General features: G+C 65.3%; 13 protein-coding genes. 9 read left to right on the forward strand and 4 right to left on the reverse strand.

Annotated elements, in window-relative coordinates; genetic code table 11:
- The first annotated feature begins 63 nt into the window (after positions 1–63).
- On the forward strand, positions 64–1,044 hold the full coding sequence (locus H5V43_RS01865) for an alpha/beta hydrolase (RefSeq protein WP_099186342.1): 981 nt from the start codon (positions 64–66) through the stop codon (positions 1,042–1,044).
- Positions 1,041–2,144: an NAD(P)/FAD-dependent oxidoreductase gene (locus tag H5V43_RS01870; RefSeq protein ID WP_025547816.1), complete on the forward strand. Its 1,104-nt coding sequence runs from the start codon at positions 1,041–1,043 to the stop codon at positions 2,142–2,144. The genes H5V43_RS01865 and H5V43_RS01870 overlap by 4 nt, the downstream gene beginning before the upstream one ends.
- Before the next feature lies 1 nt (position 2,145).
- Here the strand turns inward: H5V43_RS01870 and H5V43_RS01875 are convergent, their stop codons facing one another.
- Complete coding sequence (locus H5V43_RS01875; RefSeq protein ID WP_025547817.1) at positions 2,146–3,477, reverse strand: lipopolysaccharide biosynthesis protein; 1,332 nt, start codon at positions 3,475–3,477, stop codon at positions 2,146–2,148.
- A 117-nt stretch (positions 3,478–3,594) separates the two neighbouring features.
- Between H5V43_RS01875 and H5V43_RS01880 the strand changes: the two genes are divergently transcribed.
- Complete coding sequence (locus H5V43_RS01880; RefSeq protein WP_025547819.1) at positions 3,595–4,362, forward strand: phosphocholine cytidylyltransferase family protein; 768 nt, start codon at positions 3,595–3,597, stop codon at positions 4,360–4,362.
- Here the strand turns inward: H5V43_RS01880 and H5V43_RS01885 are convergent.
- The 3 genes from H5V43_RS01885 to H5V43_RS01895 are packed head-to-tail and all read right to left on the reverse strand — an operon-like array spanning position 4,350 to position 6,957.
- Positions 4,350–4,778, reverse strand: a complete 429-nt coding sequence (locus H5V43_RS01885; RefSeq protein ID WP_193666732.1) for an HIT family protein — start codon at positions 4,776–4,778, stop codon at positions 4,350–4,352. The genes H5V43_RS01880 and H5V43_RS01885 overlap by 13 nt on opposite strands.
- Positions 4,775–5,869, reverse strand: a complete 1,095-nt coding sequence (locus H5V43_RS01890; RefSeq protein ID WP_193666733.1) for a CDP-alcohol phosphatidyltransferase family protein — start codon at positions 5,867–5,869, stop codon at positions 4,775–4,777. Before H5V43_RS01890 ends, H5V43_RS01885 begins: the two co-directional genes overlap by 4 nt.
- Positions 5,866–6,957, reverse strand: coding sequence for a hypothetical protein (locus H5V43_RS01895; protein ID WP_025547821.1), 1,092 nt, complete (start codon positions 6,955–6,957; stop codon positions 5,866–5,868). The genes H5V43_RS01890 and H5V43_RS01895 overlap by 4 nt, the downstream gene beginning before the upstream one ends.
- Positions 6,958–7,111: 154 nt before the next feature.
- Between H5V43_RS01895 and H5V43_RS01900 the strand changes: the two genes are divergently transcribed.
- The 6 genes from H5V43_RS01900 to H5V43_RS01925 all read left to right on the forward strand — a co-directional run bounded on the left by H5V43_RS01900 (position 7,112) and on the right by H5V43_RS01925 (position 14,612).
- On the forward strand, positions 7,112–7,900 hold the full coding sequence (locus H5V43_RS01900; protein WP_025547823.1) for a succinate dehydrogenase iron-sulfur subunit: 789 nt from the start codon (positions 7,112–7,114) through the stop codon (positions 7,898–7,900).
- A 34-nt stretch (positions 7,901–7,934) separates the two neighbouring features.
- Positions 7,935–8,381, forward strand: coding sequence for a PaaI family thioesterase (locus tag H5V43_RS01905; protein ID WP_037481754.1), 447 nt, complete (start codon positions 7,935–7,937; stop codon positions 8,379–8,381).
- Entirely contained in the window at positions 8,378–9,490 is a 1,113-nt protein-coding gene (gene zapE / locus H5V43_RS01910; protein ID WP_025547826.1) for a cell division protein ZapE, read from the forward strand. The genes H5V43_RS01905 and zapE overlap by 4 nt, the downstream gene beginning before the upstream one ends.
- A gap of 288 nt (positions 9,491–9,778) precedes the next feature.
- Positions 9,779–10,741, forward strand: a complete 963-nt coding sequence (gene mdh / locus H5V43_RS01915; protein WP_044661781.1) for a malate dehydrogenase — start codon at positions 9,779–9,781, stop codon at positions 10,739–10,741.
- Between the two features lie 104 nt (positions 10,742–10,845).
- Positions 10,846–11,730, forward strand: coding sequence for a succinate--CoA ligase subunit alpha (sucD, locus tag H5V43_RS01920; protein WP_025547828.1), 885 nt, complete (start codon positions 10,846–10,848; stop codon positions 11,728–11,730).
- A gap of 86 nt (positions 11,731–11,816) precedes the next feature.
- On the forward strand, positions 11,817–14,612 hold the full coding sequence (locus H5V43_RS01925; protein ID WP_044661782.1) for a 2-oxoglutarate dehydrogenase E1 component: 2,796 nt from the start codon (positions 11,817–11,819) through the stop codon (positions 14,610–14,612).
- Positions 14,613–14,620 lie beyond the last annotated feature (8 nt).

A 14,620-nucleotide genomic window follows, 5' to 3' on the forward strand; every position in this document is an offset into this window, starting at 1 on the left:
TTGGAAAATATCCCCCGTCATGGGTTCGAAACTATAGACCGCATGGCTTACCAAAGCGTAACCATGCGGCGCATGGATTCGCCCCGTTTCGTTCCCGTTGCCTTCGACCGGCGCGCCTGGCCGATGGACGGGCGGCTCGATTACTGGACCGCGCCCGATGGCTGGCGCCTTCGCCGCTACCGGCTGGGCGAAGGTCGTCGCGGCCGGATGCTGGTGCTGGGCGGACGCGGCGACATGATCGAGAAATATCTTGAGGTCATCCGCCACTGGGCCGACCGGGGCTGGGCGGTCACCGGCTTCGACTGGCGCGGTCAGGGCGGATCGGGCCGCACGACCGGCGATCCGCTATGCGGCCATATCGACGATTTCGGACAGTGGATCGCCGACCTTGAAGCCTTCGCCACCGATTGGCGCGGGCAGGGGGTGGGGCCGAGCGTGATCGTCGGTCACAGCATGGGCGGCCATCTGTTGCTGCGCGCGCTGGCGGAGGGGATGGCTCCGCCCGATGCCGCCGTGACGGTCGCGCCGATGATGGGACTGCACACCGCGCCCCTGCCGCGCTGGCTGGCGGTGGCCATTGCCGAAGCGATGTGCGCCCTGGGCTTTGCCGAAAAGCAGGCGTGGACGCAGAAGGAGGAGTCGGAACGCCAGCGGCGCATGCGGCAGAAGCGGCTGACCCACGATCCCGAACGCTATGCCGATGAGCTGTGGTGGCGCGACCATAGCAGGGAGGTGGCGCTGGGCCCGCCGAGCTGGAAGTGGGTGGCGCAGGCGCTGCATTCGACCCGCGCGCTGGAGCAGGGGGGCGCAATCGAGCGGATTGCCATGCCCTTGCTCATCCTGGCGGCGCGGACCGACCGGCTCGTCTCCACGCCTGCCATCGCGCGGATCGCGGCGCGGATTGCCGGCGCGCGGCTGCATGTCTATGGGCGGGAGGCCGCGCACGAGATATTGCGGGAGCTGGACCCGGTGCGGCTGGATGCCCTGGCGCGGATCGATTGCTTTCTGGATGAAGTCGCCCCCGACCGGGCCGGACTGGAATGAACCGGCCCGACATCGTGATTGTCGGCGGCGGGATCGCCGGAGCGAGCCTTGGCGCGGTGCTGGCGGACCGTGCCAGCGTGCTGATGCTGGAGATGGAGCCGAGCGCCGGCTATCACGCGACGGGGCGGGCGGTTTCCTTCTGGGAGGAGACCTATGGCGGGCTGGCGGTTCAGCCCCTGACCACGGCGTCGGGACCGATGCTGGCCGCGCCCGATCCGGACTTTTCCGACACCCCTTTCCTGACGCCGCGCCGGACGTTGCATATCGGGCGGGCAGGCGATGCGGCGGCGCGGGACCGCCTGCTGGAGCAGTTCGGCGGCAAGGTGGACCTGGTTCCGGTCGAGCCTGCCGGGCTTGTCCCCGGACTGCGGCCGGAATGGACGCTGGGCGTGCTGGAGCCGGGTGTGCGCGACATCGACGTGGCGGCGTTGCATCAGGCCTGGTTGCGGCTGTTCCGTCGCCTGGGCGGCGAGGTGCGGCTGGCGACGGCGTTGCGGCGTGCCGAGGCGCGGGACGGCGGCTGGCGGGTCGAAACGGACAGGGGCGCGATCGATTGCACCATGATCGTCAACGCGGCGGGGGCTTGGGCGGACGATGTGGCGCGGGCCTGCGGGGTCGTGCCGATTGGCATTGCGCCGCTGCGGCGGACAGTGGTGCAGTTGCGCGTGCCTGCCATGCCTGCGGCCGATCTGCCGCTGGTCATGGACCTTGCCTCGCAATTCTATTTCAAGCCGGAGGGGGAGGGCCGGGTCTGGCTCACGCCCCATGACGAGGAGCCTTCGCCGCCCTGCGACGCCGCGCCGGAGGAAATGGCGGTGGCGGAAGCGATTGCCCGCTTCGAGGCGGTGGTCGACTGGCCGGTCGAGGCGGTGGAACGCAAATGGGCCGGGCTGCGCAGCTTCTCCCGCGACCGGGCGCCGGTCTATGGCTTCGATCCGGCGGCGCGGGGCTTTTTCTGGTTTGCGGGGCAGGGCGGGTTCGGCATCCAGACCTCGCCCGCTGCGGCCTTGCTGGGCGCTGCCCTTCTCAGGGGAGAGGCTTTGCCGCCGCAGATCATGGGGATCGATCCGGCGCCTTATTCTCCGGCGCGGTTCCGTTAGTTCAGCCTGCTTCCTTCATGCCGGGCCGTGTCAAAACCCGTCGGCTCGCCAGCCCCATCATGGCAAAGCCCGCGATCGCGGCGACGATATTCGCGCTTGCCGCCCCGACCGTGCCATAGATCGGCAACAAGGCCGCCTGCATCCCCAGCAGCAAGGCGGTCGAAACCAGCGTGATGCGCAGCGACAGGCTGGCCCGGTCGGTCGCCATCAGCAGCGGACGATAGCTCACCCCGACCAGGTCGATGCAGGCCGCGATCCCCAGCAGCAGCAGCAGCGGATAGGCCGGCAGAAATGCCTTGCCGGCGATCAGCCCCAGCAGCGGATGGCCGATGGTCAGGATGAGGGCGATGATCACGGCCCCTGCGATCAGCGCCAGCCGGTTGGTCCGCCGGAACAGCGTACCCAGCGCCTCATGGCCATGGCTGGAATGGGTGCGGCTCAGTTCCACGAAGATGCTGCGGGAGAGCAGGCTGGAAATCTTGGTCAGGGAATTGGCGAGCTGGTTGGCAAGCCGGTAGAGGCCAGCCCCCGCCGGTCCCACGAACAGGCCGACCACCAGCACGGCCACCTGCTGGCCCACGGAGGACAGGGTCGTCTGCAAATTGGTGGCGGTGAGAAAGCCGACGATGCCGGGATTTTCCCTGCGCGCGTCCAGCGCCCGGCCGGACCGCCAGCGCCCCAGCCTTTCGCCCCCGACGCGCAGCGCCAGCCACCAATAGCTGATCGCGCACAACAATTCCGCCGCGCCCCAGGCGATCAGGAAGCCGGTGACATCGGGCATCAGCACCCAGGCCAGCCCGGCGCCGATCATCCGCCCCACCGGGATCATGGTTTCGGCAAAGGCGCCCGAATCGAACCGGTCGAACAGCCGCAGCACGCCGGTCGGGCTGGAGCGGATGGTGATCATCATCACCATGCAGAAGATCCAGGCCTGCCACCCCATGCCCGCCGACAATTCCATCAGCGGTCCGAAGGCGAGGATGATGAAGGCCGCGATCAGCCCGCCCGCCACGGCGGAGCCAAGGTCGATCAGGATGCAGAAGCGCAGCACCCGGTTCAGCGCATCGCCGTCGCCCGCGGCCAGATGGGGCTGGCCGTAGCGCACGACGATCTGCCAGCTGTCGAAGCTGACCAGCGTCTTGATGACGTTGGCGGCGCTCAGCACCAGCGCGAACCGGCCGAAATCCGCGACGCCCAGCGTTCGCGTGACGATGGCCAGATAGGCAAGGCTCAGCACCGCGCCCACGCCCTTGCCGCCCAGCAGCCAGCCGGTATTCGCCAGGATGCGGGCGAAGCCTTCCTGAGCGCCACCCGATCCGCGCTTGATCGTCACTTGGGTTCCGGCCTTTCCTGATCGCCGACCGACCGGCGCGGGTCTATCTAGGATTGGGCCGGCTGTGATGCAACATGGCCTGTCCATCGGCCTGTCTTTGCTTTAATGGCCCGACGCATGACTATCTCGAAAGCCATCATCCTTTCCGCAGGCCAGGGATCGCGCCTGCTTCCGCTGACCCGCGACGTGCCCAAATGCATGATCGACTTCAACGGCCGCACCCTCATCAGCTGGCAGGTCGCCGCGCTGGTGGCCAATGGCGTGACCGACATCGTCGTCGTCACCGGCTTCCGCACGGAACGGGTGGAGGATCATGCGCTGCAACTCTACCGCGACACCGGCGCGCGCATCCGCACGGTCTTCAATCCCTTCTTCCAGGTGGCGGACAATCTCGGTACCTGCTGGATCGTGCGGGAGGAGATGGACCGGGACTTCATCATCCTGAACGGCGACACCATCGTCTCGGACGAGATCGTGGCGAAGCTGATCGCGGGGGCGGAGGATGCCGTCACCGTGACCGTGGACGTCAAGCCCGGCGATTATGACGATGACGACATGAAGGTGAACCGGGACGAGACCGGCCGCCTGCTTGCCATCGGCAAGCGGCTGCTGCCCCATGACACCAATGCCGAATCCATCGGCATGCTGGCCTTCAAGGGTGAGGGGCCGGCGATCTTCCGCAACCAGATCGACCAGATGATGCGCACCCCCGAAGGGGTGGAGCGCTGGTATCTGCGCGCCATCGACATCATCGCCAAGGGCAACCGCGTCGGCACCGTCTCCATCGAGGGGCTGGACTGGCAGGAAGTCGACTTCCCGCAGGATGTCGAGGCGGCGAAGAGGCTCACCGCCCGCTGGCTGGCCGAGGGGCGTTACGCGAAATAGGGCCTGAGCCAGTCCGTCAGCGCGGCGATCTGTTCGGACGAGAGCTTCACCGCGCTGCCAAGGTCGGGCTGTCCCGGCCATCCGGCGTCCGCTATCCGCAGGCCCTCATGCTCGCGGCTGCCCTCATGGCGGGGCAGCACATGGAAATGGACGTGTGGGTCCACCATCATCAGCATCAGATAATTGATCTTCTCATAGCCGACTGCCTGAGCCAGCGCGCTTTCGATTGCCTTGGTGGCAACCGCCAGTTCGGCATGGGCTTCCGCCGGCAGGTCGCCAAAGGCCGTGGCGTCGGACTTCGCCGCCAGCACCAGCGACCCCAGCGTCGGCTGGGCGGGGCGCAGCAACACCAGCCAATGCGCGAACTCCGCGATCAGGGTGGCGGGATAGCCGAATTTCTCGATGGTCGCGTTCATGCCCTTGCCTCCATCCAACTGACGATGGGCCGCCCGGAGCGCTTCATGCCATAGGCCTGCATCAGCCGCACCGCATGGACGCCCAGCGAGATGATCGTCCACCAGGCGAGCGCGATCAGCCCGATGTCCGGCCGCCCGGCCAGCAGCGCGACGAACAGGATCACCATATTCGGGTTGCGCCGCGCGGTGATCAGCCGGAACCAGCTATCGAACCGGCCCCAGACATGAATGTCCATGCCGAAATCCTTGATGAACATCCCCTCGATCAGCCGCTGGAGCACATAGCCCGCGATCACCGCCGCCATCACCAGCGCGAAAGTCTGCGTCGACAGCGCCAGCCCCCAGGCCGACAGCCCCACGCCCCAGAAATACCACCAGAAGGGCGGATGGATCAGGTCGACGCCATGGTCCGCCACATTGCCCCATTTGGACGAGGTGATGGTGCAGCGGGCCAGCTTCCCGTCCACCGTGTCCAGCACCATGAAGACGAAGCCGGCAAGCATGCCGGTCCAATACAGCCCCTGCGCGAAGAACCAGGTCGCCAATATGCAGAGCGTCGCGCCGATGGCCGTCACCATATTGGGCGTCATGCCGATGGAGGCGGCCAGCCGCGTCAGCCACAGCGCCAATTCGGGCCAGAGATATTTGGTCAGCAGGTCGGTGACGCCCTTATAGGCGCCGAAATAGCTTTGCCGCTCGATGCCGCGCCGGGTCGCGGGGGTCAGTTCCCGGACGAAGGGCTGCTCCAGCTTGCGGAGCTGCCGGTTGTAAAGCTTCCGCCCATCCGACAGATCGACGACATGCGGCGCGCTCAGCGGATCGCTGCCTGCCGGCACCTGCCCGACGATCGGTACCGCGCCCCAGGCGAAGACCGTCCCCGGCTCCTCCAGCACCAGCCGCAGCAGCATCGGATCGAAGGCGTAGCTCAGGTTGAACAGCAGTTCATGCCCGTCCGCCAATGCGCTGCCGTTCTTCGCGGCGCTTTCGGCCATGCGGCGGCAGCGCTCGGCATTGGACATGCCCCAGATGCGGGTCGCATTGTCGCCCAGCAGCCGCACCGGCCCCAGCGCGGTCATGATCGTCTGCGTCATGCGGCGGCGGTCCTTTCGGAGTTCCGGGCGAAATCGAGGATGAGGTCGGCCTGCCTTTCGGAAGCAGGCGTGGGTGATCGGTCGATGGAATCGGACATGGCCGCTTCCTGAGCATCAACGAACCCGGCTTGCAAGTCCGCCGCGCGATCAAGCGCCTGTGGCAGGGCGCCCATATCCTCGATCACCTGCCCCAGCCGCCAATGGGCGAAGGCCTCATCGCCGCGCCAGTCGCGCCGGTCGAGATTGAGGAAGATGCAGGGGCGGGGATGGAGCAGATATTCATAGACCTGACTCGACACGTCGCCCAGATAGACGTCCGCGCTCATCGTATAGCTCATGTCGATGGAATGACGGCTGCCCATGTCGACGCGGATATGGGGCGCCGTCGTGCGGATCGGCGCGGTGCGGCAGGCAAGCTTGGTATGGGGGGCGATGACGACGTTCCACCCCTCCAGCGCTTCCAGCACTGTCAGCACCTCCGGCCCATGGCGGGGCCAGGACGACAATTCGGCATCGAAATGCGGATTGTAGAGCAGCACCGGCCGGTCATTGTCGAAAAAGCGTTGCCGCGCGGCCTTCAGCTCGAACTTCGCATAGCCGCCGACCGCGCAATCCTGTGCCGTGCAGAGCCCGCGGTCGATCAGCCGCCGCCGGTCCTTCTCGCCCGCGACCAGCGTCAGGTCGAAGGCGGAATGGCGCGCCTTGTACCCGCCCTCCCGGTCGCCCGCGCCATGCTTGATCTGGATCATGCGGGCGGAAAAGCCGGGCATGGTGCGCAGCCAGCCGCTGGAAATCTCCGTCGTCACCAGCAGGGGAAAGCGGCGGACCGTCGCATAGTTCAGCATCAGCGTCAGGAAACGCGACGGCTGGCGGAACAGCGAGTCGGGTTGGGCGGGCGGCCTGCGCAGGCGGATGAGGTCCAGCGCGCCTTCCGGATCATAGCTGGCGACCAGATCCAGGATCAGGCGGGAGGGGGAAAGCACATGCACCTTCACCCCCGTCCGGCGCGACAGGGCAAGCGCGGCCGGCAGCCAGTGATAGACCTGATGGGCTTCGGCAATGGCGAGGAAGGCGATGTCGGTCGGCAACGGGCTGGCTCTCCAGGGTGTGCCGAGCCGTAGCGATCAGGACCGCCACAAATCAAGCAACCCGTTTTTTGCATTGCGTCAGTGCTGGACCTTTGCAGATTTTTTGTTATGCGCAACGCCGACTGAAGGATTATCCGAAGAGGCTTGACGAGCAATGGCCGAATTTTCGCTGCCCAAGAACAGCAAGATCAGCGCCAAGGGCGTAACCCACAAGGCGCCCGACGGCGCGACGAACGTCAAGAGCTTCAAGGTCTATCGCTACGATCCCGACTCCGGGCAGAATCCGCGCTACGACACGTTCGAGATCGATCTCGACAATTGCGGGCCGATGGTTCTGGATGCCCTGCTGAAGATCAAGAATGAATATGATCCGACGCTGACCTTCCGCCGTTCCTGCCGCGAGGGCATTTGCGGTTCCTGCTCGATGAACATGAACGGCCGCAACGGCCTGGCCTGCACCACCTCGATCGAGGAATGCGCGGGCAAGGAAGTGCGCGTCACGCCGCTGCCGCACATGGACGTCATCAAGGATCTGGTCCCCGATTTCACCCATTTCTACGCCCAGTACAACAGCATCAAGCCCTGGCTGCAAACCGTCAGCCCGGCGCCCAGCGGCAAGGAACGGCTCCAGTCGCCCGCCGACCGCGAGAAGCTGGACGGTCTCTATGAGTGCATCCTGTGCGCCTGCTGCTCGACCTCCTGCCCCAGCTACTGGTGGAACAGCGACAAGTTCCTGGGCCCGGCGATCCTGCTCCAGGCCTATCGCTGGCTGGCCGACAGCCGCGACGAATATACCGGCGAGCGTCTGGACGAGCTGGAGGACCCCTTCCGCCTCTATCGCTGCCACACCATCATGAACTGCGCGAATGTCTGCCCCAAGGGTCTGAGCCCGGCCAAGGCGATCGCGGAAACCAAGAAGATGATGGTCGAGCGGCAACTCTGACACGGTGAGCGACGGAGCGGGTCATCTGAGCCCGGTGGCCGAAGGGCCCTGGGCGGGCTGGTCGTGCTGGACCGACACGGCGCCGGGCACGTTCCTCGACTCGGCCATCGGCACCAGCTATTCGCGCAGCGATGCGGCGGGCAGGGCGACGGTCATGCTGGAAAGCCTGCCGTCGCACGCCAACCGGCTGGGGGCGCTGCATGGCGGCTTTCTCGCCGGATTTGCCGATCATGCCTATTTCGCGGCCCTGGCGGCGATGGGGCGCCCGGAACAGGCGGCGGCGGTGACCGTTGACCTCAGCATGCAATATTGTGGCTCCGGAAAGATCGGTCCCGTCCTGCGCGCGGAGGTCGAATTGCTGCGGGAGACGGGGCGGCTGATGTTCCTGCGCCTGACCATTTCCCAGGATGACGACCTGATCGCGGCATCCACCGGGACCGTGCGCAAGGCGCCGGAACCCAAGAAGCCGCTGCCAGGGTGAGCAGCGTCATCGCCCGTTACGACGCGCTCGTGACCGCGGGCGAATTGCGGCCCGACCCCGACCAGCGGGCGGCGGCGATGCGCCTGGACCGGCTCCAGCAGGAACTGGAGGCGTCGCCGCCGCGCGGTTCGACCTTGTGGAGGCTGCTGCGAAAGGCGCCGGAACCGCCGCGCGGCCTCTACATGTGGGGCGGCGTCGGGCGCGGCAAGTCGATGCTGATGGACCTGTTCTTCGACACGGTGCATGTCCAGCGCAAGAAGCGCGCCCATTTCCACGAATTCATGCTCGATGTCCATGCCCGGCTGGCCGAGGCGCGCAAGTCGGAGACGGGCGACCCGATCCCCCCGGTCGTCGAGTCGCTGGCGGAGGAGGCGCGGCTGCTCTGTTTCGACGAGATGGTCGTCAACAATATGGCCGATGCCGCGATCATGTCGCGGCTCTTTACCGGCTTGCTGGAAAAGCGGGTGACGATCGTCACCACCTCCAACCGCGAGCCGGACGAACTCTACAAGAACGGTCTCAACCGCCAGCTTTTCCTGCCCTTCATCGACCTCATCAAGGCGAAGCTGGACGTCATGACCCTGAACGGTCCGACGGACTATCGCCGCGATCGCCTGGGCGATGCGACCCTGTGGCACGCGCCCAACGGTCCGGAAGCGACCAGGGCGCTGTCGGAAGCCTTTTTCCGCCTGACCGACTATCCGGTCGAAGACCGGGCGAAGGTTCCGGCCGAGGACATCAAGGTGCAGGGCGGCCGGACGCTGCATGTGCCCAAGAGCCTGAAGGGCGTCGCCGTCTTTTCCTTCAAGCGCCTCTGCGTCGAGGCCCGGGGCGCGCCGGACTATCTGGCGATCGCCCGCAAATATCACACCGTCATCATCGTCGGCATTCCGGTGCTGGGGCCGGAGAAACGCAATGAGGCCGCGCGTTTCGTGACGCTGATCGACGCGCTCTACGAATATAAGGTGAAACTGCTCGCCTCCGCCGATGCGGAACCGGCGCGTCTCTACCCGGAGGGCGATGGCGCGTTCGAGTTCGAGCGCACCGTATCCCGCCTGATGGAAATGCAGTCCGACGACTATCTGGCGCTGGGCCACGGCGAGAAATAATCTCGCTCCGTCGAATTCGCCATTGTCCGCTCTGGAAAAAAGGGTCCGCACGCTCCCATTGAAGGGAGGCGTGCGGCAGGTGGCCGCTGTGGGGAAGGGCCATGCGCCAGGGTAGGAGCGCGTGGGCGACAGAGGCGAAACGGCTATTAATGAAATTGCGAATGAATTGCAAAGATAAATTGGCATGCGGGCCTTTGCGCGGTTGAAACCTAGGGCGGATAGGCCTAAGCGCACTTTCAGTTCCGGTTTCTTGGCAATTCCAGTTTACGGCTTGGAGGATGATTGCATATGGCCCGTAAGAAGATCGCGCTTATCGGCGCTGGTAATATCGGTGGCACGCTCGCGCATCTGGCGGCTCTCAAGGGGCTTGGCGACATCGTCCTCTTCGACGTCGTCGAAGGCGTGCCGCAGGGCAAGGCGCTCGACCTGTCGCAATGCGCTTCGGTCGAAGGCTTCGATGCGAAGATCACCGGCTCCAACGATTATGCCGACATTGCGGGCGCGGACGTCATCATCGTCACCGCCGGCGTCGCCCGCAAGCCGGGCATGAGCCGCGACGACCTGCTGGGCATCAACCTCAAGGTCATGAAGGCCGTGGGCGAGGGCATCGCCGCCAACGCGCCCGACGCCTTCGTCATCTGCATCACCAACCCGCTCGACGCGATGGTGTGGGCGCTGCGCGAATTTTCCGGCTTGCCGCACAACAAGGTGGTCGGCATGGCGGGCGTGCTCGACTCGTCGCGCTTCAACCATTTCCTCGCGGAAGAATTCAACGTGTCGGCCAAGGACGTCACCAGCTTCGTGCTCGGCGGCCATGGCGACACGATGGTCCCGGTGATCGAATATTCGACCGTCGCGGGCATCCCGGTTCCCGACCTGATCAAGCAGGGCCGCTCGACCAAGGAGCGCATCGACGCCATCGTGCAGCGCACCCGTTCGGGCGGCGGCGAGATCGTCGCGCTGCTGAAGACCGGCTCGGCCTTCTATGCGCCGGCCACCAGCGCCATCGCCATGGCTGAAGCCTATCTGGGCGACAAGAAGCGCCTGCTGCCCTGCGCCGCCAACCTGACCGGCCAGTATGGCGTCGACAATCTCTATGTCGGCGTGCCCGTGATCATCGGCGCCGGCGGTGTCGAGCAGGTCGTCGAGATCGAGCTGGACGACGAAGCCAAGGCGAACCTTCAGGTGTCGATCGACGCCGTCAAGGAACTGCTGGAAGCCTGCAAGGGCATCGATCCTTCGCTGGCCTGATCCGCAAACGAGCTTGCACCGGACCGTCCCAGGTAAGTGCGCAGCCTGGGGCGGTCCGCCTTTAGACCCAAAGTGCCACGTCCACAGAAAATGAAGGGACGCCCATGTCCATTCTGGTGAACAAGAACACCAAGGTGATCACCCAGGGTATGACCGGTGCCACCGGTACCTTCCACACCGAAACCGCCCTGGCCTATGGCACGCAGATGGTCGGCGGCGTCACGCCGGGCAAGGGCGGCACGACCCATATCGGCCTGCCCATGTTCGACACCGTGGCCGAAGCCAAGTCTAAGACCGGCGCCGATGCGTCGGTCATCTATGTTCCGCCGCCGTTCGCGGCCGACTCGATCCTGGAAGCGATCGACGCCGAAATCCCGCTGATCGTCTGCATCACCGAAGGCATTCCGGTGCTGGACATGGTGAAGGTGAAGCGCGCCCTTTCGGGTTCGAAGTCGCGCCTGATCGGCCCGAACTGCCCCGGCCTGCTGACGCCGGGCGAATGCAAGATCGGCATCATGCCGGGCAACATCTTCTCCAAGGGCAGCGTCGGCGTCGTCTCGCGCTCCGGCACGCTGACCTATGAAGCCGTGTTCCAGACCACCAATGCGGGCCTGGGCCAGACCACGGCCGTCGGCATCGGCGGCGATCCGGTGAACGGCACCAACTTCATCGACGTGCTGGAACTGTTCCTGGCCGACGACGCCACCGAATCGATCATCATGATCGGTGAAATCGGTGGCGACGCGGAGGAACAGGCCGCCCAGTTCCTGATCGACGAAGCGAAGAAGGGCCGCAAGAAGCCGATGGCCGGCTTCATCGCAGGCCGCACCGCGCCTCCGGGACGCCGCATGGGTCATGCCGGCGCGATCGTGTCTGGCGGCAAGGGCGACGCTGAGAGCAAGATCGCGGCGATGGAAGCAGCCGGCATCAAGGTTGCGGCGAGCCCCTCCGAACTCGGCACGACCCTGCTGGAAGTGCTGAAGGGCTGATCCAGCCATGGAGATGGCCGGGCTGCACCCCGGCCATCTGTTACCCCGCACCCGCGACTGCACGCGGTTGGCATGGGACGAGAGAAATGGGTTACGAAAACCAGGACTTCGAGATTGAGCGCGGACCGAGCTGGGCGCGCACCAACTGGCCGCCGATCGACACCGACGACCTGACCGGGGCGCTTGACCCCACGCAGATGCAAGTGGCCGTGAAGGCCGCCGCCAAGGCCAGTGGCAAGGCGGTTTCGGATGCTGATGCCGTAAGTGCGGCCGACGATGCAATACGCGCGCAGATGTTGATCCGCACATATCGCGTACGTGGTCATCTGGCTGCCAATCTCGACCCGCTGGGGTTGACCCAACGCGATCTGCCGGCCGACCTGACGCCGGAATATCACGGCCTGAACGATCCGGACAAGAAGGTCTATCTGGGCGGCACGCTGGGCCTGCAATATGCGACCGTGCGTGAGATCGTGGCGATCCTGCGCGCCAATTATTGCGGCAATGTCGGCCTGGAATATATGCACATCGCGGACGTGGAGGAACGCCGTTTCCTGCAGGAGCGTCTGGAGGGCAAGGACAAGGAAATCCATTTCACGCCGGAAGGCAAGAAGGCGATCCTGGCCAAGGTGATCCACGCCGAGCAATATGAGAAGTTCCTGGGCCGCAAATATGTCGGCACCAAGCGCTTCGGCCTGGACGGCGGCGAATCGATGATCCCGGCGCTGGAAGCCATCATCAAATATGGCGGCGCGCAGGGCGTGCGCGAGATCGTCTATGGCATGGCGCATCGCGGCCGGCTGAACGTGCTCGCCAATGTGATGGCCAAGGGCTTCCGCGTCATCTTCCACGAATTTTCGGGCGGCACCGCCAATCCCGAGGATGTCGGCGGATCGGGCGACGTCAAATATCACCTCGGCACCTCGACCGACCGTGAGTTCGACGGCGTCAAGGTCCATATGTCGCTGGTCCCCAATCCGTCGCACCTCGAAACCGTCGATCCGGTGGTGCTGGGCAAGGTGCGCGCGCAGCAGACCTTCCGCGACGACCTCGCCAAGCATGAGCAGGTGCTGCCCGTGCTGATCCACGGCGACGCGGCCTTTGCGGGACAGGGCATCGTCTGGGAATGCTTCGGCTTCTCCGGCGTGTCGGGCTATAATACCGGCGGCTGCATCCACTTCATCGTCAACAACCAGATCGGCTTCACGACCAGCCCGCAATTTTCGCGCGGTTCGCCTTATCCCAGTGATGTGGCGAAGGGTGTCCAGGCCCCGATCCTGCACGTCAATGGCGATGATCCGGAGGCCGTGACCTTCGCGTGCAAGCTGGCGATGGAATATCGCCAGACCTTCCACCGCGACATCGTGATCGACATGTGGTGCTATCGCCGCTTCGGTCACAATGAAGGCGACGAGCCGTCCTTCACCCAGCCGCAAATGTATGCGAAGATCCGTCAGCATCCGCCGGTCAGCGACGTCTATTCGGCGCGGCTGAAGGCGGAGGGCGTGGTCGACGATGATTTCGTCGCCCAGGTGACGGGCGACTTCGTCAACCATCTGGAGGAAGAGTTCGAGGCCGGCAAGAGCTACAAGCCCAACAAGGCCGACTGGTTCGCCGGTCGGTGGTCCGGCCTGCACAAGCCGGCCGATGCCGAAACCAGCCGCCAGAGCGTCGAGTCCGCCATCAGCCAGAAGCTGTTCGACAGCCTGGGCAAGACGCTGACGGCGATTCCGGAGGGCCTCAACGTCCACAAGACGCTGAAGCGCGTGATCGACGCCAAGGCCGAGATGTTCAAGTCCGGCGAGAATTTCGACTGGGCTACCGGCGAGGCGCTGGCCTTCGGATCGCTGCTGTCGGAAGGCTATGGCGTCCGCTTGTCGGGCCAGGATTCCGGGCGCGGCACCTTCAGCCAGCGGCACGCGGTCTGGACCGACCAGGATAGGGAGAACAAATATATCCCGCTCTCGACCGTGCCGCACGGCCGGTTCGAGGTGCTGGATTCGCCGCTCTCCGAATATGGCGTGCTGGGCTTCGAATATGGCTTCGCGCTGGCCGATCCGAAGAGCCTGGTGCTGTGGGAAGCGCAGTTCGGCGACTTCGCCAATGGCGCGCAGATCATCTTCGACCAGTATATCGCTTCATCGGAGACCAAGTGGCTGCGGTCCAACGGCCTCGTCTGCCTGCTGCCGCACGGCTATGAAGGTCAGGGTCCCGAGCATAGCTCGGCCCGGCTGGAGCGCTATCTCCAGCTTTGCGCGGAAGGGAATATCCAGGTCGCGAACATCACGACCCCGGCCAATTACTTCCATGTCCTGCGTCGTCAGATGCTGCGGCCGTTCCGCAAGCCGCTGATCATCATGGCGCCCAAGTCGCTGCTGCGCCACAAGCTGGCGGTCAGCAAGGCGGAGGACTTCCTGGGCGAAACGCACTTCAAGCGCATCCTGTCGGACCCCAATGGGGCCGCCGACAAGGACACCCGCCGCCTGGTGCTCTGCTCCGGCAAGGTCTTCTACGACCTGATGGAAGCCCGCGACGCCGCGGGCGACACGGACGTGCAGATCGTTCGCATCGAGCAGATCTACCCGTTCGCGGCCGAAGCCCTCGCCAAGCGCATCGAGCGCATGACGAACCTGGAAGAAGTCGTCTGGTGTCAGGAAGAACCGCGCAACAACGGCGCATGGTTCTTCGTGGAGCCCTATGTCGAGGAAGCGCTGGCAGCCGCCGGCAAGGCGCCGATGCGCGCCCGCTATGCCGGCCGCAAGGCGTCGGCGTCGCCCGCCACGGGCCTCGCCAAGCGCCATGTCGCTGAGCAGGGCGCCCTCGTCGCCGATGCGCTGGGTCACAGCGTCCGTGAAGAAATCCGTCGCCAGAAGAAAGGCTGAACAAGCTC

Source organism: Sphingobium fuliginis, assembly GCF_015074805.1.
Lineage (GTDB): Bacteria > Pseudomonadota > Alphaproteobacteria > Sphingomonadales > Sphingomonadaceae > Sphingobium > Sphingobium fuliginis.

Bases quoted from the DNA above. Each gene is read 5' to 3' on its own strand.
- H5V43_RS01880 (WP_025547819.1), top strand. From the start codon at position 3,595: ATGACTATCTCGAAAGCCATCATCCTTTCCGCAGGCCAGGGATCGCGC.
- mdh (WP_044661781.1), top strand. From the start codon at position 9,779: ATGGCCCGTAAGAAGATCGCGCTTATCGGCGCTGGTAATATCGGTGGC.
- H5V43_RS01870 (WP_025547816.1), top strand. From the start codon at position 1,041: ATGAACCGGCCCGACATCGTGATTGTCGGCGGCGGGATCGCCGGAGCG.
- H5V43_RS01900 (WP_025547823.1), top strand. From the start codon at position 7,112: ATGGCCGAATTTTCGCTGCCCAAGAACAGCAAGATCAGCGCCAAGGGC.
- sucD (WP_025547828.1), top strand. From the start codon at position 10,846: ATGTCCATTCTGGTGAACAAGAACACCAAGGTGATCACCCAGGGTATG.
- H5V43_RS01925 (WP_044661782.1), top strand. From the start codon at position 11,817: ATGGGTTACGAAAACCAGGACTTCGAGATTGAGCGCGGACCGAGCTGG.
- H5V43_RS01885 (WP_193666732.1), bottom strand. From the start codon at position 4,778: ATGAACGCGACCATCGAGAAATTCGGCTATCCCGCCACCCTGATCGCG.
- H5V43_RS01865 (WP_099186342.1), top strand. From the start codon at position 64: ATGCGGCGCATGGATTCGCCCCGTTTCGTTCCCGTTGCCTTCGACCGG.
- H5V43_RS01890 (WP_193666733.1), bottom strand. From the start codon at position 5,869: ATGACGCAGACGATCATGACCGCGCTGGGGCCGGTGCGGCTGCTGGGC.